Genomic DNA, 16,348 nt, shown 5'->3' with positions numbered 1-16,348 from the left:
CATCCTTCAATTTTTCGCGCTTTTTCTTTTGGTTGCTCTCATTACCAACAAAAGCACATGGTGAAAGGTGCAATTGTTTAAGTTGGGTATTTCATTAGTTTGTTTCGCCATAGTGAGAGCGGCAGGTCAGTGACCATGTTCAAACAATGTTTTCTTTCACACATCGCATAGAGAACGGTAACAAGTTACCAATTTCACATGAAACAGTCAATAAAGTTGTAGGATTATTAAGGATTGATTAGGGTGTACTTCGTTGATATTTCACTGACATTTCAATGATGGCAAGAAATAAGTTTTAATAATTAAATTATTGTACAGTGACTTCATTCATGTATAATAGAAAATAAGAAATACATGAATAACCAACTAAAAGGCTTGGAAAATGGATCGCTCATATCTTTCTCTACCGCTAGTTTTGGACGTAACAAAGCTGGCTCAATCTGACATCGATGAAATCATTTCGATTTTTGAGACTGAGTTAAAAGGTGATTACCGCTTCTCTAAGCAATCTTTCCTTAGTGTGCTAGATGATTACCTAAAGGATTCTTCTCGACCACTATCCTTTTCTAAGGCATACATTTACCTACGCAAGCACAAACTTGGTTTTAATGCGATTAGCTGCTTGAATAACACCTCCGATCTTGGTGGTACTCAGATTAGCTTTGAACAGCTCAAAGAGTACAAACAAAATGGTGCGCTTGCAGATTTGCTAGAAAAATACGCCTAGCCCTATCAGCGTTCCCTTGCGATTAAAATTGCTCTACTAAACCGCTGGGCTACATGCTCAGCGATTGTGAGTTTTTAATGATTAAATTATTGCATTTTGACCTTGCTTATGTATAATAATAATCAAAGGTTATCAAATCAATAAAGGAAACTTTATGAGCGTTAATAAGCAAGAAACCGAGGTTATCCGCAAGGTATTGGAGCGTTTAAGTCTTGAGGTCAATGATAATGTGATTGAGCTGTACCACAACGCATTATGTCGCCTTTTCAATGAGCCAGATACCAATATGGATACGCTGGTGGCAGAAGGTTTCGACAAGGATGCGCTTGATATGCTCTACGAAATCGAGATGGATAACGAGTAATGTATTGAGAGCGATCAATAAGTGGGTCGCTCTACCCTCTCATTTACCTATTGGTTCATGATAATCATTACGCTTGATATATTGTAAATTAATGATATTTATGGTAAAATCTGTCAATAAATAAAGTGAACTGAGTAGCTTATGCAAATTAACTTAATTATTCCTGAGCTGATTGTCGAGAACAATCAGCAGGCATTCGATGTGTTCCTACATGTCGATAATTTCCAGAATGAGCACTCGACTCAAGCGGCTCTGCACACCCTGATTGAATCAGTGATGGATAAAGAGCTTACCCCTCTCATGGCTCAAGAGTACCTGAAAAAACTGGAGCTGAGCGCACCGCATATTTGCGATCTGGTAGGCTTTGGTATCTCCCTGGCGTTTCAAGCGGCACCGAAACCGCTTAACTACTTGTTCAATACTCGTGAGAAAAACCGTACTCGCGCCATTAACAAGCTGAAAGAACAGCTAAGTGACAGAGAGAAGCCAATTGAACCATCACTTAATCAACTGATTAAGTGTAAACTTGAAGAAATCATTGCAGCTAATAGCTAAAAGGGAATTGGAATGGAAAACATGACTTATGATGAGGCTGTAGCCATCCTGAAAAATGAATGCTCCGTTGTGTCAGATGCTGAGTTAAAAGGCTCTGATAACTTCATTCACTTTGACAGGGAAGCGGATAGCGAGCTTGATGTGGGTGACTTTGAAAAAGGAAAAGTGCATCTCGATGGTCATTTCTCGCCAAAGCAGTTGCAAGCCTTAGCGGTATGGGCTGCGCATAATATCGAAGCTCAAGGTTAGGTTTAATGAAAAATCCTAACTTTCTAAGAGAAGAGGTCGCTTTCAATGAGGGCGACCTTATTGAGATTAAAAAAACGGGTGAGCGATTTTTGTTCGGTAATGCTGAGTATGCGGTTAATTGGCGTTACCGAGTGCATGACAAGCGCGGTAATTACTGGGGTCAGCTTAACAAGGGCGAGCTAGTCCTTATCAAGCGAGCAAATTCAGAACCAGGAAAACAGGTGGACTAACTACAATTTTAATCATTAATACTCTTTACTTTTAATGTTATTAATATATATTTGAGTCATTAAAAAGTAAAAGTTTATTTGTTTACGATGAAAAGGAAAGTGTATGTCCATTAATGTCTCAGATCTCGTCTCATTTTTAGTTGAAAATGACGCGAATGAGGTACACGCCAACGTACCCTATTCAAGTGCCAACCACCCTGTATACATGGTGGACACTAGCCTAATTGAGAGCAGTAAGATTGTTGAATTAAATGTGATTTTTGATTCAGAGGGCAAGGCAAACTCAAATCAAGATCCTATGTTGGCTGCTGAAATGATTCCTGAGCTTGAAGAGGTGCCAAGTGAGACCTCATTAACACTATGGTTTGATGGTGATCGCGTTTACCCTACTTCAATGGAAATGAAGGATGGAAATGCGGTACTGAAATACGAAGTCTGATTTACCGACCCCATAAAAATACAAGCGAGCTTTTAAGCTCGCTTTTCGTTTTTATTGGATTGGAAAAAGGTTTTTACATCAGATGCTAAAGAAATGGCAAGGCAGATGATGACTACCGCTATGAAAAGCCCTGCTACCTGATAGCCCTGAACCGCTGAGCCAAACACATTGCCTATGGTCGTGTATCGCTCATCCTGACTGCTGAATTTCATTGCACCTATGATTAGTTGCATGAGGAATACGGTTTGAATTGGCATCCATACGCTAGGGAACTTAGCGTTGCTTTCTTCAGGGGCGTTGTTAAAGCTATAAAATAGTATGACAATGACTTTGAGTAACATATAAACGAAACCCGCAAGTAATGTGATGCCACATAGTGAGAATATGGTATCTGGCGTTGTGGAAAAGTTCATTAATTGATTGAAAAAATCTTCATTATTCATTGTTTATTCCTTTATTTTTTGTGAATTTTACACGCAAAAATTGAGTAAATAAACCTCAAATTACTCTTATGGCATGGTGATTAATAGGTCTGAGCAATCGATTTGATAGAATCAATCGAATTTATCTTTGATTTATTAGTTGGGATACTGTAATGGTAAACCAATAAAATAGAATCAATTAAAAGGTAAAATAGTAATGTTTGAGTCCAAAGAAAAACAATCTGTGCCACACGTAGTATTCCCTGTTCGTGAAGGTGATGCATGGGTAAATGTATCCACTGATGACCTATTTAAAGGTAAGACCGTCATCGTATTTAGCTTGCCAGGTGCATTTACACCGACATGTAGTTCCTCGCACTTGCCCCGTTACGCGGAGCTATACACTGTTTTTAAAGAGCATGGCGTTGACGATATTCTTTGCGTGTCAGTTAACGACACGTTTGTGATGAACGCTTGGAAAGCGGATCAGGGAGCGGATAACATTAAAGTTGTTCCTGATGGTAATGGCGAATTCACAAAAGGCATGGGAATGCTAGTTGAAAAAAGCGACTTAGGATTTGGAATGCGTTCGCACAGATACTCAATGTTGGTTCGAGATGGCGTAATAGAGAAAATGTTTATTGAACCTAATGAGCCAGGCGACCCATTCAAAGTGTCTGATGCGGATACTATGCTTAAGTACCTTGCCCCAGACTACAAGGTTGCACAGTCGATCACGGTATTCACAAAGCCTAGCTGCCCTTTCTGCGTAAAAGCAAAGCAAGCGCTGATTGATGCGGGTTTGCAGTACGAAGAGATTGTTTTGGGTAAGGATGCCACCACAGTGAGCCTAAGAGCGATTACAGGCGCGACTACAGTTCCGCAGGTGTTTATAGGTGGTAAGCTAATTGGAGGTAGTGAAGCGCTTGACAGCTACCTTTCTGAGCAGCCATAACAACCACAAGCAATTTCAAAGCAAGAGCCGCAAGAGAAAGCGGCTCTTTTGCATCTGGTTATAATTGATATAGTGGCAGTTATTGTTTAGTCTATATGTAGCTATCTTATTGTTTTGTAAGAGCCAAACAGGAATTTCGATTGAAATTTTACAAAGCGGGAAAACTATATTATGATTAGGTCATAAGTAAGGGGTTGTATGGATGATAACGGCATAGATATTCTTCTTGATTTTCACGGTCAAACGATGGTTAGAGATGATGGGTATTGGTGGAAGATTGAGGCTTGGAGCGTTGCAAAAAGTGAGAATATACCTCATGGGATTAGATATAACCTCACATTGCACAATGAGTATGGGACGCGAATCCTTGGCTTCGACAATGCTCATGGTATAAAACCTCCCAAAAGGTCGAAATACTCTGGAAAGCGCAAAGAGTACGATCATAAGCATCGAACGGCTAGTGACAAGGGAGTTCCGTATGAATTTGAAAGTTGCCAGAAGCTCCTTGAAGATTTTTTTGAGGCTATAGATAAAACGATAGCTGTAATTGAGAGAAGGTAAATTATGAAAGCTCGCATCGGTGTTATGTCAGAAGATTTAATCCGTAAGCACATGATTAATGTTGTAAAAGGAGTGGCTAAGCAAAAAGAGAATACGCCTAAATTCTGGTTTGCATCTTTATCAGCCGTTTCTCAGCTACTATGCAAAGAAAATGTAGAGCTGCTTATCCTAATGGATAGAGAAAAGCCTAATAACCTTACTGAGCTTGCAGAGCTTAGTGGTCGTAGTATTAGCAATTTGTCTCACACAATCAAATCGCTTTCTTCTAAAGGTTTTGTTCGTGTGGAAAAGCAAGGTCGAGCATCTAGACCTATCGCCTTGTTCACTGATTTCGAGATTGTTATGGGTGAATCGTTAGAGGATGAGGTTAGGCGTGAATCCGTTGCTGCGTAAGGACTCTAGCAAAACAATCCTTTATTAAGCATTAAAAGAGCCGCTAAGTGCGGCTCTAATTATTTGCATTGTTTTTAGTAAGAGAAGCTGAACTGATCTAGTTCTGTGCTCTTAGTGAACATCCACTCTTCAGGGATTTCTAAGCGCTCAACTGCCATTAGGCAAAACTCATTTTTCTTCAATCCAACCTCTTCAATTAGCTCATCTGAAAGCTGTTTGAAAAAGTAATCTTTCAAAACCTTGCGCCAGTCACTTGAGAAACCATCAATAGAGCATTCAATAACGGCTAGTTTTTGCTTTGCTTTAAGAGCGGCTAGAACCGTAAGGAGTTTTTCATTTAAGGTTAAAGTTGTCATGGGTTTAAATTCCTAAATTGAATTATGAAATGCCCTTTTTATAGGGCATATAACAGAATTGGGTGTAAGTTTTTATGAGTTGAAGCCAAATGACTTATGCAGGTAAGCATAGTGCGCTTCACTAATGACTTTGAATTCAGCCTCTACCGACTCAAACAACGCTTCCATTTCTGGATGTGCGGCATTGTAAGCTTTGCTGTTCTTACGAGCACCAGTGTGCTGTTTAGTCATTACTTCGATAACGATTCTCTTAGCGCCACCTGAAGGAATAGAGCCGTTTCGTAGGTTGTCAGCCATATCAGAACAGAAATTGCCACCAGCCTTTTCAAGAAGCGCAACGATTGGAGCTGACAGTTCGCTGTATTTCTCTTTGTTATCCAGTTCACGCTGCTTACGCTCTTCAATCAACACTTCATGATCGGTTAGTCCGCCGTTCTTTTTACGCTGCTCTTCAATTTCAGCTTCGTACTTCGCGTGTTGTTCCGCACGTTTTTTCTCTGCACGTTCCTGGCGTAATTGACGTTGACGCTCTTTTTCCATCTTCTGAGCGGCAGTCACTAAGTCATATTGACCGAGCTTTTCAATGCAGCTTGAACCTACGCTAAATCGCTCTTTGTCTTCATCTTCAAGGATAAAGTGATGAATAATCCCTGTGCCGCAGTGGTCACAAACCATGTTGCAGCATTTTGGGCGCTCAGCCATCATTTTGTTGTAGCCCATTGGGTTTGATTCTAGCACTGCTTTTGATGGCGCTGACCAGATACTGATAAGACGGTACTTGCCGCGTCCCATGCGAAAATGCTTGTGCAGTAATTCTTTGTTTTCTTCAGTCATTTGAATACCCAATGGTTGAACTCTTTAACTTGTAATTAATTATACATTCATTAATCTGACAGTCAATAATTTAATAATTAAAAAATACATTTACTCTTGTTGCTGTTTATGTATAATGAAAACATAAAAGTTAACTACTCATTTAAGAGGCACCATGAAAACTGATTCGCTAACCCCTATTGAACAAAAGGTCGCTACTTTTAATGTAAAAAATACGATTTACATTCATCCAAGCCAGGATGCTCGTGAAGTTCTTGAAAAGCGATATAAAGAAACTCTCTATGGTTTTTCTATTTTAGGTGCTGAATACCTTATTAGTGATCTGAAGATGCATGGTTCAGAACAAAAAGACCTTTGCGGCAGTGAGTATATTGTTGATTTATTCGTAAATAATGGGAATGTATGGCTTTCAGCCTCCCTATTTCTTACTCAATGGGAGTGGGCTTATCTTGTTCACAGCTTCAAAATTGTTAATGCTGAGCGATATCATGCGTTTTGTTTACGTTCTAGTGGTCAGGCTGAATACTACTGTACCGAACGTCAAATGCATGAGGTAATTGAGCATTGGTCGAATTCAGACAAGCCTGAAATGGTAGACTACATGAAATCGGCATTTAAGCCTGTATTGATGAGTCCAGAAGGTGTGTGGGTCGATGATGATAAGCCTCGATGCCCAAACTGCTTTGCTGATCTAACTCAGGAAGATAGCGTTAGTCGCACATATGTGAGTAAAGACGATGACGATGATGTTGTTGTTTCTGGTCAGTATGAAGGTAAAGACGAGTGCTTCGAGTCGAATGGTTCAGTAGATCTGTCTGGTGGTCGTTATGATTGCCTTGATGACTCGGATTGCTGCAACGCTTGTGACGCGCAACTATAAGCTGACAAATTTCATGCGAAAGGGAGCATAGGAATTTATTCGTTTATATATAAAAAGGATATTTTCATGTTCCCTTTTGGGTTAATGTAAGTTGGTAACGGAAAAACAGGGGATCGATATGGAAACGGCAATTTATGTAACAGGTGCAAAAGTATCATGCAAAACTCGCCATAAAGACAACCGTCATGATCGAATTGTTGAGTTTGAGAAAACGCAAATCAACAAAGAATATTGGGGTGATAGCCTTGCAAAAGACAAGGTTAGAAATGAACTGCATAAGCTTGGTTTTAATAGTAGTTTCTCTGTTATTGAATGGATTCATTAACGCAACGGAAGCAATAAGGAGGGTTAAGCATGGTAATTCATTTAGTACCAGACAATCATCCTTATCGCGTGGGTAATGCGCTGTACTGCCCGAACTGCTGTATTCCCGATTTCTTATTTGGTTCGAATTACCGATAGGAATGAAAAGCGAGAAGAAAGAGAAAGCATTCGAATACATGGGCGAGAATTCGCCCTTTTTCTTCCAAAGTTGCTTTAACATATTTCATTGACATGCTCACCGCCCTGAAGGACGGTGATTCCTGAATACAGGCGATGACAAATCACTCTATCATCAACTTTCTGCTGCTGATCACTAATGCAATTCACTTCACAGACGCTACGGCTCTGCCCGAACCTGATTAATTGCTTATGCCGCTTGTTCTAACTCGCGTAAATAGCGATTTAAGATCACTTTAGCAGCGTTTTTATCGGCATTATCTGAATGACCGCAGGACTGGCAAATAAACTCTGCCTGAGTTTTGCGGTTTTCCTTTTCAGTATGACCACAGGAAGCACATTCACGGCTGGTATTGCGTGGATTTACTTCTCCATAAATCCCGCCCTTCCAGCGCATCTTATACTCAAGCTGGCGGCGTAATTCGTGCCAACCTTGATCTAGAATGGACTTGTTCAGCCCAGATTTAGCGGCTACGTTCTTGCCGTGATTTTCGCTGTCACCTTTTGCTGATTTGCTCATGTTTGCAACTTTTAAAGCTTCACAGATAACCATTGCGTGGTTCTTGCTGATTTCAGATGTAGCTTTATGTTGGTAGTCTTTGCGAATGTTGGCAATGCGTTGATGCAGCTTGCTTACTTTGAGTTTTTGTTTCTTCCAGTTCTCTGAACCCAACACCTTTCGAGATAATTTGCGTTGCTCGATGGCTATCTTATCTTGATAAGCCCTGAAAGAATGGATACCCTCAAAAACACCCTCATTTCCACAAAAATCAGTGGATAAGGTCATGTTCTTGGCGATACCCATATCTATACCTGTCATTTCACCCTGTACGTGCGTTGGTAGCTCAATCTCAACCAAACACATAATAGAGATATACCACTCACCAACGGCATTAAGCGATACGGTAGCGTTGCGCAATTCACCAATAACAGGTTGACTGTTTCGGTAACGAACCAAGCCAAGACCGTTAGGTAATTTAATGTGCTTATTTTGAATGCTTATCTGTTTTTTAGGTGCAGGAAACCGCATTGTTGAGTGATGAGCAATTTTTCGTGCCCTAAATACGGGAAATCCGCGCTTCCCTTTCGACCATTCATCCAACGCTTTGACAAAATCACGCTGGCGCTGCTGCAAACAATCCGTAAACGCATTATCTAACCATAACCGATGATTGAGCTTTTTCCATGACGTTAATTGTTTGTTTAAAAAAGCAGAATTAGGAAAAGACTTTTTAAGCAACTTGCGGTCTTTGAAAGCTAAATCATTGAGGTGCTTATAAAGCACCTTTTTGTCCGTGATTGTCACTGATTTTTTAATGATGTTAAGAACATACTCAAGGCTATCATTGAAAACCACACGTCCACACCCCGCCATTTGAGCCAGTTTTTCAGCTTGCTCTGACGTTGGTTCTAATTTGAATTTGTAGGTTTTTTCTATTTTCACGATAACAACTCAGTGATAAGGTACGTACCAGATATTAACTAACGGTACGTACCATTGCAAGAGAAGAAACGCGATAATACAGACAGAAAGCAAATACGCTTTGGCGACCTGCTAGAGCGAATTAACAAAGCTAGAGGCAAAACACCATTCGCGGCTTGGGTAAAGCAAGCCTGCGAAGAAAAGCTTAAACGTGACTCCAAGTAGTGCTCGCTCCTCCGACCTAAAGGACGGAGCTACGCGCTAGCATTTTTGTTATACGAGCGCTATCTTCCCGCGATTTTGGTGTCATTTAGCTGATTTGATTGCGCTTTTGTCAGTTTCATGCTTTAGTCCTATTTGCTTTGCACTCCTTCATCACATGCTTTTGCAAAACCACCTATGCCAAGAATGTAACCAAAGTCGTACCATGCACCGTTATTGTAAATGGCGTATACCGCGACATCTTCATCAAACAACGAGATAATGAATGCCAACGGCGCGATGACTCCATGCCAGAACCCATAGAAAAAACCTACTTGGGTTGCTTCACTGGCTTGCTGAAAGCTCATAGAGTCAGCGCAGCCAGAAAGTATGAGTACCGATGCAAAAAGTATTAGAGTTTTTATATAATTCATGTTCATTCGCTTATTTTTATTTGTCATTTTGCTGAAATTATACACAAACAAAAATCGAAATAAACAATTTAATTAATTAAGCAAATAAAAATGATTACGTCATTATGGGTTTAGGCTTAAATTTTACACTTAAACAGGTTGGTTTTGCTGTTTGTTGTATTCATTCAGAGCCTTGCCAATTTCGATAATGTGATTGCCTGAAAGCTGATCTGTTCGACATGGGAACCAAGAGTATTTCCCTCCGTCGATGTTATCGAAAACCCCCGCGTCGATCCCGTCAATTTCGACATGAACCATATCCACGGTATCTACTGTAAGTTTAACTCGGCTCATGATGCTTCCTCGTTTGATTCCGCTTGCTCTTGAGTATCAGAGCAACCCATTTCTGATTTCATGTACTCATCAAACTCATCACTGCATTTTTCTGAGCAAAAGTCTGATTGAACATGCATGATTGTGGCGCAATGACAGCACTTTCTTTGAAGCATAACCACTCCCCTTTTAGGTTAGTAAGAGCGTTAACTCTCTATGTTTTTAATTATACACAATTTAGTGGTGAAGTACAGTATTTAATTATTAAATTCAATAAAAAAGGCTGCACAAAGCAGCCCTTATTATCAGTATGAATTGAGTTAGTTACTGGACTTAGTTAGCCTTGACCAAGGCGATACCTGATTCTTCGTGTAATTCAGCCAGAGACTTAACGTGTTCGAGGTAAACATCCTCATCCTCAGAAAGACCGTATTTAGCTTCGTAATCCGTAGCTACCTTACCCCATGCGCTATGAGCATCAATTGACTCAACCAGAGAGCTACGGGCTTCATTGTCATCTGTATGCCAAATCACAAGGTAAACCTGTTTATTGGTCTTAACATCAACATCCTGGCTTTTCACTTCGTAATCAGGGTGAGTTACAGTGACTTCCTGACGCTTAACGTCTAACGTTTGGGTCGTGTCTACAGTAAGATTAAACACGTATTGGGTTTTACCGTTTTCTACGTGTGAATGTTCATACTGGCATTCAAATAAGAATGGATGTTTTACCACAAACTTATGAGGGTCGATGCCATTAATGGATGTGTTGATAGTAATGGTTGCATGAGATTTCATGGTATCTACTCTCTGCTGTTAGTTAAGGAAGTAATCTAGCGCGAATTGCGTTAGATCTTCACGGTTGTAATTACGTAGCGCCATTTTGATAACCAGCATGTAAAAACCAAAGAAACAAGACGACCTATTGATATTGCCCTTGCAGAGCAAGGGATTAACGATTGGTTCCTCTGCCTCGGGTCTCTGAATTTTCCATCGTGTGCGCTTTTAATGTCCTATCTTGCTTTATTGAAAAAAACGCATAATGTATTTTTCACCGTTTGGTTCAACTAAGTAGAACTTAGTCCCGTTATCAAGCCTTTCTTTTAGGTCTTCAGCGATGATGATTGCTGCATGTAGATATGGCAGTGCGTTGGAAATGGTTGTTGCTTTCCCATCCTTACGTTTAAAGCCCATGCGCTCAGCGAGCGTAATGATGTCGTTTGCTAGACCTTTCGTGATTCGATTACGCACAGTTGCGTTCTCATCTTCTTCGTCGTCACCAAGTGCGCATTGAACATCGAATGAAATTTTACCTTTATTCCCTTCAGCATCGACCACGTAGACTTTGCAGCCGCGATTGATATCATCAAGAATGCCGCTAACGGTTTTGATAGCGATTTCCAGGTTTGGTAGCGCTTTTGAAAATTTGTCTGTGCCAGCAAGCTTGCAGATGTCTTCTACCAGTGAAGGTGTTAGACGAACGCGAACATTGGCAATTGCTAAGATTGAATTTAAAAACATAATGTGAACCACTTTGTCCCTTTTTATGGTCTTAGTATGCAGGACAAAAAAGGGACAATCAAGAATTATTTTTAAATAACCGTAAAAAAACCTGAACTGCGAAAATTCAGGTTTTATATAGTGTGTCCGATTGAAATTAAGCTGTACGGCTCAAATAACCCTTAGTCATGCCCTAGCATGTTCTTTGTGTGGATGCTCTGTAGATTGAAGTAAAGGGCGAATAGAGCGACTACAGAGATAAATGCGATAGCTTTGATGATCATGATTGTGTTTCCTGGTTGGAAAAAATAGCCTCCCATAATGAGAGGCTGTTTAGTTTTATTGCTCTAGTGGGTTTTTAGTGAAGTTAAGCAGAACAAATTCTTTGTCTGATTTCTTCATGGCTTTAAAGTCTAACCACTGACCGACTTTAACACCGCGACATTCAATGACGCTTTGGTGGTTACACTCAATGACCTTAGTTTGTGAGTCAAGAGTGAGATAAGCATTGTCGTTTACAAAGTAAATGGTTCTCAGGCTTCCAGAAACAGGCTCTAACGATTCTTCATTAGAGATTTGACCTGATTCACTACTTACAGTTAAAAGCTTTGTAGTGGCGTTTGAGAGCTTTTTATCCCATACCGATTTTTCAGTACTGAACACTTTCGTGTAAGCATAAGCCTCAACTTTACGGCTAGTGCCACCGCTAGTCACAATTGGGGTCAGCCATACATCTTCTTCACCAAAAATTCGGTAAGGAATTGGCTGTGTTGGCGACCACTTGTCAGATAGATTACCCAGTGCTGAGCGTACAGAATCAAGTACCGCTGTTTCGCTTTGCGCTTCCTTAGTCGGGTAATAGATGTATGTTTCAAGGGTCTTGCTGTCTACAAACAGCATCGCTGATAGTGACTTACCTGCTGACTTTGGATTTTCCATTCCCGTAAAGAATGCAGTCCCGTTTTTAGTGTTCGCGGCATCAATGAAGAACAGGTCTTTTTTACCATTAAACTCCGTTGCGCTAAGTTCAATTTTTGAGCCTAGTGATTCAGTGAAGCCTTCTCGTAAACTACCCCACTTATCAACATTCTCTAGAAGTACCCATTCTGAGGCGCTGGTATCAACAAAATCAGGGATATCCTCTTGAGCGTAATACGTCACTTCTTTTGTCTGAGGGTCTGTAATAAACGCTCCATCAGGCAGGTAGTTATCAAATCCGACTTCAGGCTTGATTTTGTATGTAACGTAGTATGGGTACATATTGTCATCAAGAACAAAGTAAGAGTTGCTTGTTAGGACGTTGCCAAATTTTGAGTAAATGTGTCGTTCAAGGTTAGAGCCGAAAAAGCCACCCGCAGTAAGTTTGATTTGGATGTCTGAACCATCAGGGTTCTTTGTGATTAATTTTGATTCTGCATTACTTTCTGTCGCGCTAGAGATCACATAACCAATCACATCATAGTCATTCAATGCCCACTTCCAAAAGCCAGACCATGTGAGTGGCGTGACGTAGTGTTTCTCGCCATTAATGACTTGAATGATAGAGGAATTGAAATCGAGGCTAAACATCGAACCAATAATTGATCCGTCTGGTAGGCGACCATTCACAGCTTTTGATTGCTTGTTAAATGCGATTTCTTTAGGAACCAGGCGTAATTCAGGATCTTCAACTTGCGTGAATAATGGCGCATCAATCTCTTTTGGTGCAATCAAGTTACCCATTGCTTCTGCACGGAACATGCCTGTTGAAGTGACAGTGTACACCAATAGAACAAGTAGAAGTGGTACTGGTGCTCTCCACCAATCTTCTTGCGTCATATGATATACGCCAACCATTACGGCTGCTAACAAAAGCATGATAAACAGTCCAAGTGATAGCGTTAGTGGTGCGTTAGCCATAAAGCCAAAAAACGCTAAAACGAAAGAAAACTGAGCGACCGCAAATGCATCTGACTGTAGGTCGTAGCGATCCCCTTTAAAGTTGCAGGTTGCAAACATGAAAATAAACATGGCTACAAACCACGAGAAAAATAGACCAATATTCATTGGTAGCTCCTGATATTACATGGTGTCTTTTATTTAATGTTTACTATTATACACATGAGTATATCTAGGTAAAGAATAATTTTAAGTATTTAATGGATAAATTCTTCGGCAAGAATATAAAAAAGCCATCGGTATGATGGCTTTCTCTTAGAGGGGTGGTTTTAAGCAGCTTTAGCAGCTTTTGCAGGCTCAAAATGGTCTTTTAGCTCTGGGATTTGAGCGTATAGCGCTTTACGTTCAGCAGCTTTAAAGTGCTTCTTAAAGTCCGCTTTATTCATGAATCGAACGTTTTCACGATTATCGGCTGCGTATACTAGGACGCCAGCATCAATCAGAGATTGTTGAATTGAGCGGTTTAGCTGTTCAACTTTGTCGTATAACTGTTCGGTTACATCATTTCGCACAAGATCGTATGTGTCGCTGCGTAACTGATTAACGCTAAATCCAAAAACTGACGGTAGATGAGCTAGATATCCGCGCTTGATTTTAGATAGCTTGTTGATAATCTCTGCTCTCGCCTGTTCGCGTTTGCTTTCAACAATTGAATCAATGTCTTGCTCATGAATAGGATTGAATAGTTCAATCAGTGAGATTGAGTGAACCATATTTGAGTAATGTTGCTCTAATACGGCAAACAACTCACAGGCTTTTTCTGCACTCAGTACAAAAGTGAAGTTCATAGGCTCGCTGTACGTGTACGGAGAACCAAGTGCTGAGTTTTCGAAACCTGCGCTTGAGTCGATGGTAAGCTTACCTTTGTTAACCCCAAGGAATTCGATATGGCTAGCCAGTTCTTCAACAAATTCCTGGTATTTTTCTCTGTCATTTTGAGTTAAAAAGCCCTTACCCCAAGCATAAGTGAATCGATTTTCACGCCAAAAAACCTTTGCATAAACCATAGTTTCATTGGCGCGATTTTCCAGTGCTTCAAAGAAACTTGCTGATTTAAGATAGTTGGGGTTAACGAAGTGGTTATCATAAACAGCGTACTCTAAAAGTTTTTTCGCTAATTCAATCTTGTTCATTTGGCGTTCCTCATGGCGGTGTTCTTTATTTATCTTAATTATACACAAAGAAATCTAAAAGTAAATGATTTAATAATTAAATTAATTAAAAAAGGCACAAAAGAGAAGGTTTGTGTGTGGGTGATAAACAATCACCTTTTGTCTTCTGGCAGGTTGGTGTATTTTATTAACGAATAAAAATAATGAATAGGGAATAGCGAATGAAATCAATAGAGAATAATACAAGCAGTGATAAGGCGGATCTTCTAAAGGATGTGGCTGATATTGTCACACAAAAAAAGAACTTACTAATGATATTTCCGACCCTAGTTGTAACCATGTATACCGCATTTATGCTGATTACGTTTAATGAGGCGGATTTGACAAAATCGCTTGCCGTAATCACGGCTCAGTTTATGCTTTGCACTTGGATTTATATGGGGTCTTGTGATATCAGGGAAAGTAATCTAATTAACAACAAGCTTTTGTATTCTGGCGATCATGAGGCTTTAATTGCAGCAATCAAAGAGACGATTAAAGATCGCGGTTGTGATGAATATGAAGATGAGAGATATAAAAAAATATACTCAAAATTCAATGATGATAACGTCATTTTAGTTCAAGATTTTAGATGGCTTGTGGCTTACCTAAAGGTAACTGACACCCTTGAAAAAAGAAAGGCTTATTATTCTAAGGTTATCGCTGAAGAAAACCACCAGCAATAAGAGTTCAAAAAAGGGAGGTTAAGCCTCCCTTTTTAACGTCTAATTACGCTTCACATTCAAAAATAACAGTCATGACTTCGCCACCAAAATCATTGCTGTGCTCGCTTTCTACCAAGCCGCTTGATTCATCTGTGCTCTTGAATTCTTCAAGGGCATGAGCCAAGTTATCACCTGAAATTAGGAAAAGGCGTTTTTGATTTGAGCGGTTAATTTTACGCTTGCTCATATCAAAGCAAATCAGGGCATGGTATCGATCAACGGTATGACTCAGATTCTCCTGCATACTGCTTAGAAATGGCTCAATTTCTTCAAAATCGACTAGTACGCCATTTTTACCGTTGAAAAACACAAGGTCTTGGTGTTTTGCAAGCAGGCTTTCTTGCTCTTCTGACAATCCATCATTCGCCAATTGAGTGATGTAGCCGCAAGCGTCAGTGTACATATCAAAAATGGCAAACTGAACCTTGTTGATAAGTACTTCAAGTTGACCATTAAGCGTAGGTAGGATCTCTACCGTTGCTTTGTTCTCAATCATTGCTGCGATTGCAGCGATTTTATTTACTTCGATTACAGTGGCGTATTTGGCAGTCATGGCGGTTCCTTACTCTTTTTTACGTGGGCTTATAGCAAATTCTGCGTTTGAGCTTCTTTTTCAAAGTCTTCAATGAAGCCGCAGTCTGTGAATGTCTTTCCATCTACAGTGGCAGTAACATTACCAAACTCATCATCAATGACGACTTTGGCTACGCTAGCGCCATTGAATTTCTTACTGATATAGTCAATTAGTAGCTGTTCATTCATGAGATGCACCCTTTTCTTTAGATGCTTTTAATTATACATGAGTAGAACCAAAAGTAAATAATTTAATTATTAAAAACTAAAATTATTCAAAATCAAACCAATCTAATTCAATATCATACTCAGACGCGAAAGACTTGAATTCTGTTGAGCCGAGTGTTTCACGGGTCAGGTTGATTGCTGATTCCTGGCAGTTGCTGACCACATCAAACCATAGGTTGTTAGGGATGAATGACGGTCTCACATCATCAGTTTGCGGTGGGATTCGTTCAAATCCTGGCATTGAAATAGAAATGCCATGAGACGAAAATCGCTCATTGAATTTCACTTCTAAAAAATGAGTCAATCGGCTTTCAGCGGTCTTCTCATCCCCATTCACGATAAAACAACCAAAACGAATGGCAATTTCTTGAGTCTTTGGCATGTGGCTTTCCTTCTC

At 40.0% G+C, this 16,348-nt stretch carries 27 protein-coding genes; 13 read left to right on the top strand and 14 right to left on the bottom strand.

Going from position 1 to position 16,348, the window contains the following annotated elements:
- The first annotated feature begins 382 nt into the window (after nt 1–382).
- The 6 genes from R7Q39_RS10755 (at nt 383) to R7Q39_RS10730 (ending at nt 2,564) form a co-directional block, all read left to right on the top strand.
- Nucleotides 383–727 (top strand): hypothetical protein, encoded by a 345-nt coding sequence (locus tag R7Q39_RS10755; RefSeq protein ID WP_053318262.1) that lies wholly within the window; start codon nt 383–385, stop codon nt 725–727.
- A 154-nt stretch (nt 728–881) separates the two neighbouring features.
- The gene (locus R7Q39_RS10750) at nt 882–1,091 is read left to right on the top strand and encodes a hypothetical protein (RefSeq protein ID WP_053318261.1); all 210 of its coding nucleotides are present in this window, start codon (nt 882–884) and stop codon (nt 1,089–1,091) included.
- Nucleotides 1,092–1,232: 141 nt separating this feature from the next.
- Nucleotides 1,233–1,646 carry a hypothetical protein gene (locus tag R7Q39_RS10745; RefSeq protein ID WP_318076101.1) on the top strand — a complete coding sequence of 138 codons (414 nt, stop codon included), beginning with the start codon at nt 1,233–1,235 and terminating at the stop codon, nt 1,644–1,646.
- Nucleotides 1,647–1,658: 12 nt separating this feature from the next.
- A complete protein-coding gene (locus R7Q39_RS10740) occupies nt 1,659–1,895 on the top strand; it encodes a hypothetical protein (protein ID WP_053318259.1) in 237 nt (78 codons plus the stop codon).
- A 5-nt stretch (nt 1,896–1,900) separates the two neighbouring features.
- The gene (locus R7Q39_RS10735) at nt 1,901–2,125 is read left to right on the top strand and encodes a hypothetical protein (RefSeq protein WP_053318258.1); all 225 of its coding nucleotides are present in this window, start codon (nt 1,901–1,903) and stop codon (nt 2,123–2,125) included.
- Nucleotides 2,126–2,228: 103 nt separating this feature from the next.
- Entirely contained in the window at nt 2,229–2,564 is a 336-nt protein-coding gene (locus tag R7Q39_RS10730) for a hypothetical protein (protein ID WP_053318257.1), read from the top strand.
- 32 nt (nt 2,565–2,596) lie between these two features.
- On the opposite strand, the gene R7Q39_RS10725 is transcribed toward R7Q39_RS10730, so the two are convergent.
- Nucleotides 2,597–3,007, bottom strand: a complete 411-nt coding sequence (locus tag R7Q39_RS10725; protein ID WP_053318256.1) for a hypothetical protein — start codon at nt 3,005–3,007, stop codon at nt 2,597–2,599.
- 196 nt (nt 3,008–3,203) lie between these two features.
- Here R7Q39_RS10725 and R7Q39_RS10720 point away from each other — a divergent pair, with 196 nt between their 5' ends.
- The 3 genes from R7Q39_RS10720 to R7Q39_RS10710 all read left to right on the top strand — a co-directional run bounded on the left by R7Q39_RS10720 (nt 3,204) and on the right by R7Q39_RS10710 (nt 4,895).
- Nucleotides 3,204–3,941 (top strand): glutathione peroxidase, encoded by a 738-nt coding sequence (locus R7Q39_RS10720; RefSeq protein WP_053318255.1) that lies wholly within the window; start codon nt 3,204–3,206, stop codon nt 3,939–3,941.
- 198 nt (nt 3,942–4,139) lie between these two features.
- The gene (locus R7Q39_RS10715) at nt 4,140–4,502 is read left to right on the top strand and encodes a DUF6516 family protein (protein WP_053318254.1); all 363 of its coding nucleotides are present in this window, start codon (nt 4,140–4,142) and stop codon (nt 4,500–4,502) included.
- Between the two features lie 3 nt (nt 4,503–4,505).
- A complete protein-coding gene (locus R7Q39_RS10710; protein ID WP_318076100.1) occupies nt 4,506–4,895 on the top strand; it encodes a transcriptional regulator in 390 nt (129 codons plus the stop codon).
- 74 nt (nt 4,896–4,969) lie between these two features.
- On the opposite strand, the gene R7Q39_RS10705 is transcribed toward R7Q39_RS10710, so the two are convergent.
- Together R7Q39_RS10705 and R7Q39_RS10700 are read right to left on the bottom strand one after the other, a co-directional pair.
- Nucleotides 4,970–5,251 (bottom strand): hypothetical protein, encoded by a 282-nt coding sequence (locus R7Q39_RS10705; protein ID WP_045592441.1) that lies wholly within the window; start codon nt 5,249–5,251, stop codon nt 4,970–4,972.
- A 72-nt stretch (nt 5,252–5,323) separates the two neighbouring features.
- Nucleotides 5,324–6,085: a hypothetical protein gene (locus R7Q39_RS10700; protein ID WP_318076099.1), complete on the bottom strand. Its 762-nt coding sequence runs from the start codon at nt 6,083–6,085 to the stop codon at nt 5,324–5,326.
- Nucleotides 6,086–6,239: 154 nt separating this feature from the next.
- Between R7Q39_RS10700 and R7Q39_RS10695 the strand changes: the two genes are divergently transcribed.
- Together R7Q39_RS10695 and R7Q39_RS10690 are read left to right on the top strand one after the other, a co-directional pair.
- Nucleotides 6,240–6,965, top strand: a complete 726-nt coding sequence (locus R7Q39_RS10695) for a hypothetical protein (protein WP_318076098.1) — start codon at nt 6,240–6,242, stop codon at nt 6,963–6,965.
- 118 nt (nt 6,966–7,083) lie between these two features.
- On the top strand, nt 7,084–7,290 hold the full coding sequence (locus R7Q39_RS10690) for a hypothetical protein (RefSeq protein ID WP_318076097.1): 207 nt from the start codon (nt 7,084–7,086) through the stop codon (nt 7,288–7,290).
- A gap of 366 nt (nt 7,291–7,656) precedes the next feature.
- On the opposite strand, the gene R7Q39_RS10685 is transcribed toward R7Q39_RS10690, so the two are convergent.
- Nucleotides 7,657–8,910 carry a transposase gene (locus R7Q39_RS10685; protein WP_318076096.1) on the bottom strand — a complete coding sequence of 418 codons (1,254 nt, stop codon included), beginning with the start codon at nt 8,908–8,910 and terminating at the stop codon, nt 7,657–7,659.
- 54 nt (nt 8,911–8,964) lie between these two features.
- Between R7Q39_RS10685 and R7Q39_RS10680 the strand changes: the two genes are divergently transcribed.
- On the top strand, nt 8,965–9,114 hold the full coding sequence (locus tag R7Q39_RS10680; protein ID WP_119298832.1) for a DUF3950 domain-containing protein: 150 nt from the start codon (nt 8,965–8,967) through the stop codon (nt 9,112–9,114).
- A gap of 128 nt (nt 9,115–9,242) precedes the next feature.
- Here R7Q39_RS10680 and R7Q39_RS10675 read toward each other — a convergent pair whose 3' ends face one another.
- The 7 genes from R7Q39_RS10675 to R7Q39_RS10645 all read right to left on the bottom strand — a co-directional run bounded on the left by R7Q39_RS10675 (nt 9,243) and on the right by R7Q39_RS10645 (nt 14,407).
- Entirely contained in the window at nt 9,243–9,524 is a 282-nt protein-coding gene (locus tag R7Q39_RS10675; RefSeq protein ID WP_038128423.1) for a hypothetical protein, read from the bottom strand.
- A gap of 129 nt (nt 9,525–9,653) precedes the next feature.
- Nucleotides 9,654–9,857: a hypothetical protein gene (locus tag R7Q39_RS10670; protein ID WP_318076095.1), complete on the bottom strand. Its 204-nt coding sequence runs from the start codon at nt 9,855–9,857 to the stop codon at nt 9,654–9,656.
- Complete coding sequence (locus R7Q39_RS10665; RefSeq protein WP_318076094.1) at nt 9,854–10,012, bottom strand: hypothetical protein; 159 nt, start codon at nt 10,010–10,012, stop codon at nt 9,854–9,856. The genes R7Q39_RS10670 and R7Q39_RS10665 overlap by 4 nt, the downstream gene beginning before the upstream one ends.
- A gap of 157 nt (nt 10,013–10,169) precedes the next feature.
- A complete protein-coding gene (locus R7Q39_RS10660; protein ID WP_318076093.1) occupies nt 10,170–10,634 on the bottom strand; it encodes a hypothetical protein in 465 nt (154 codons plus the stop codon).
- A gap of 225 nt (nt 10,635–10,859) precedes the next feature.
- A complete protein-coding gene (locus tag R7Q39_RS10655; RefSeq protein WP_318076092.1) occupies nt 10,860–11,357 on the bottom strand; it encodes a hypothetical protein in 498 nt (165 codons plus the stop codon).
- 318 nt (nt 11,358–11,675) lie between these two features.
- Nucleotides 11,676–13,382 carry a hypothetical protein gene (locus R7Q39_RS10650; protein ID WP_318076091.1) on the bottom strand — a complete coding sequence of 569 codons (1,707 nt, stop codon included), beginning with the start codon at nt 13,380–13,382 and terminating at the stop codon, nt 11,676–11,678.
- A gap of 161 nt (nt 13,383–13,543) precedes the next feature.
- A complete protein-coding gene (locus tag R7Q39_RS10645) occupies nt 13,544–14,407 on the bottom strand; it encodes a hypothetical protein (protein ID WP_318076090.1) in 864 nt (287 codons plus the stop codon).
- A gap of 200 nt (nt 14,408–14,607) precedes the next feature.
- On the opposite strand from R7Q39_RS10645, the gene R7Q39_RS10640 reads away from it, so the two are divergent.
- A complete protein-coding gene (locus R7Q39_RS10640) occupies nt 14,608–15,111 on the top strand; it encodes a hypothetical protein (protein WP_318076089.1) in 504 nt (167 codons plus the stop codon).
- A 43-nt stretch (nt 15,112–15,154) separates the two neighbouring features.
- Here the strand turns inward: R7Q39_RS10640 and R7Q39_RS10635 are convergent, their stop codons facing one another.
- The 3 genes from R7Q39_RS10635 to R7Q39_RS10625 form a co-directional block, all read right to left on the bottom strand.
- The gene (locus R7Q39_RS10635) at nt 15,155–15,703 is read right to left on the bottom strand and encodes a hypothetical protein (RefSeq protein ID WP_318076088.1); all 549 of its coding nucleotides are present in this window, start codon (nt 15,701–15,703) and stop codon (nt 15,155–15,157) included.
- 29 nt (nt 15,704–15,732) lie between these two features.
- Nucleotides 15,733–15,912 (bottom strand): hypothetical protein, encoded by a 180-nt coding sequence (locus tag R7Q39_RS10630; protein ID WP_021486225.1) that lies wholly within the window; start codon nt 15,910–15,912, stop codon nt 15,733–15,735.
- Between the two features lie 82 nt (nt 15,913–15,994).
- The gene (locus R7Q39_RS10625) at nt 15,995–16,333 is read right to left on the bottom strand and encodes a hypothetical protein (RefSeq protein WP_318076087.1); all 339 of its coding nucleotides are present in this window, start codon (nt 16,331–16,333) and stop codon (nt 15,995–15,997) included.
- Between the last annotated feature and the right edge of the window lie 15 nt (nt 16,334–16,348).

It is taken from the genome of Vibrio sp. 947 (assembly GCF_033339115.1).
In the GTDB taxonomy this organism is placed as follows: domain Bacteria; phylum Pseudomonadota; class Gammaproteobacteria; order Enterobacterales; family Vibrionaceae; genus Vibrio; species Vibrio alginolyticus.
Note: the sequence above shows the minus strand (reverse complement) of the source record. Positions and strands in the feature narration are given on the sequence as shown.

Coding starts and splice junctions, on each gene's coding strand:
- R7Q39_RS10745 (WP_318076101.1), top strand. CDS start 1,233: ATGCAAATTAACTTAATTATTCCTGAGCTGATTGTCGAGAACAATCAG.
- R7Q39_RS10670 (WP_318076095.1), bottom strand. CDS start 9,857: ATGAGCCGAGTTAAACTTACAGTAGATACCGTGGATATGGTTCATGTC.
- R7Q39_RS10710 (WP_318076100.1), top strand. CDS start 4,506: ATGAAAGCTCGCATCGGTGTTATGTCAGAAGATTTAATCCGTAAGCAC.
- R7Q39_RS10695 (WP_318076098.1), top strand. CDS start 6,240: ATGAAAACTGATTCGCTAACCCCTATTGAACAAAAGGTCGCTACTTTT.
- R7Q39_RS10725 (WP_053318256.1), bottom strand. CDS start 3,007: ATGAATAATGAAGATTTTTTCAATCAATTAATGAACTTTTCCACAACG.
- R7Q39_RS10645 (WP_318076090.1), bottom strand. CDS start 14,407: ATGAACAAGATTGAATTAGCGAAAAAACTTTTAGAGTACGCTGTTTAT.
- R7Q39_RS10740 (WP_053318259.1), top strand. CDS start 1,659: ATGGAAAACATGACTTATGATGAGGCTGTAGCCATCCTGAAAAATGAA.
- R7Q39_RS10675 (WP_038128423.1), bottom strand. CDS start 9,524: ATGAATTATATAAAAACTCTAATACTTTTTGCATCGGTACTCATACTT.
- R7Q39_RS10755 (WP_053318262.1), top strand. CDS start 383: ATGGATCGCTCATATCTTTCTCTACCGCTAGTTTTGGACGTAACAAAG.
- R7Q39_RS10715 (WP_053318254.1), top strand. CDS start 4,140: ATGGATGATAACGGCATAGATATTCTTCTTGATTTTCACGGTCAAACG.
- R7Q39_RS10705 (WP_045592441.1), bottom strand. CDS start 5,251: ATGACAACTTTAACCTTAAATGAAAAACTCCTTACGGTTCTAGCCGCT.
- R7Q39_RS10730 (WP_053318257.1), top strand. CDS start 2,229: ATGTCCATTAATGTCTCAGATCTCGTCTCATTTTTAGTTGAAAATGAC.
- R7Q39_RS10750 (WP_053318261.1), top strand. CDS start 882: ATGAGCGTTAATAAGCAAGAAACCGAGGTTATCCGCAAGGTATTGGAG.
- R7Q39_RS10640 (WP_318076089.1), top strand. CDS start 14,608: ATGAAATCAATAGAGAATAATACAAGCAGTGATAAGGCGGATCTTCTA.
- R7Q39_RS10625 (WP_318076087.1), bottom strand. CDS start 16,333: ATGCCAAAGACTCAAGAAATTGCCATTCGTTTTGGTTGTTTTATCGTG.
- R7Q39_RS10630 (WP_021486225.1), bottom strand. CDS start 15,912: ATGAATGAACAGCTACTAATTGACTATATCAGTAAGAAATTCAATGGC.
- R7Q39_RS10690 (WP_318076097.1), top strand. CDS start 7,084: ATGGAAACGGCAATTTATGTAACAGGTGCAAAAGTATCATGCAAAACT.
- R7Q39_RS10655 (WP_318076092.1), bottom strand. CDS start 11,357: ATGTTTTTAAATTCAATCTTAGCAATTGCCAATGTTCGCGTTCGTCTA.
- R7Q39_RS10635 (WP_318076088.1), bottom strand. CDS start 15,703: ATGACTGCCAAATACGCCACTGTAATCGAAGTAAATAAAATCGCTGCA.
- R7Q39_RS10720 (WP_053318255.1), top strand. CDS start 3,204: ATGTTTGAGTCCAAAGAAAAACAATCTGTGCCACACGTAGTATTCCCT.
- R7Q39_RS10665 (WP_318076094.1), bottom strand. CDS start 10,012: ATGCTTCAAAGAAAGTGCTGTCATTGCGCCACAATCATGCATGTTCAA.
- R7Q39_RS10735 (WP_053318258.1), top strand. CDS start 1,901: ATGAAAAATCCTAACTTTCTAAGAGAAGAGGTCGCTTTCAATGAGGGC.
- R7Q39_RS10650 (WP_318076091.1), bottom strand. CDS start 13,382: ATGAATATTGGTCTATTTTTCTCGTGGTTTGTAGCCATGTTTATTTTC.
- R7Q39_RS10700 (WP_318076099.1), bottom strand. CDS start 6,085: ATGACTGAAGAAAACAAAGAATTACTGCACAAGCATTTTCGCATGGGA.
- R7Q39_RS10660 (WP_318076093.1), bottom strand. CDS start 10,634: ATGAAATCTCATGCAACCATTACTATCAACACATCCATTAATGGCATC.